Raw genomic sequence first — 414 nt, forward strand, 5'->3', positions numbered from 1 at the left:
TGGCAATTAAAATCCAACCAGCGTGGCAATTAAAATCCAGCCACCCCTGCGTTATTTATTACTTCGTTATTTATTGCATGGATGAATGCCTTAAGCGATAACTTTCTCCCTCGTGCATAATGAGTAATCCGTGATGGACCATGCGATCCAAAATAGCGGCGGTTAGCTTCTGATCATAGAAGATCGTATTCCATTCATTGAATGGTAAATTGGTGGTTAAAATCACACTCCTTCTCTCGTAACAATTGGAAATTACTTCAAAAAGCATTTGGGTTCCAAGTCGTTCAAATGGAAGATAGCCCCATTCGTCTAAAATTAAGAGCGCAGCTTTTTCTAATCTTTTCCAAAAACGGTCTTCTTTTCCCATTTTCTTTAACTCAACGAGATGGTTGACTAACTTACTGGTTTTGTAAT

At 38.4% G+C, this 414-nt stretch carries 1 protein-coding gene; it reads right to left on the reverse strand.

Annotated features, from left to right (window positions below):
- Window positions 1–70: 70 nt before the first annotated feature.
- The coding region (locus D3H64_RS09905; protein WP_158589284.1) for an ATP-binding protein at window positions 71–414 on the reverse strand (344 nt) is incomplete at its 5' end.

This window comes from Atopobacter sp. AH10 (assembly GCF_003664595.1).
Taxonomy (GTDB): domain Bacteria; phylum Bacillota; class Bacilli; order Lactobacillales; family Aerococcaceae; genus Atopobacter.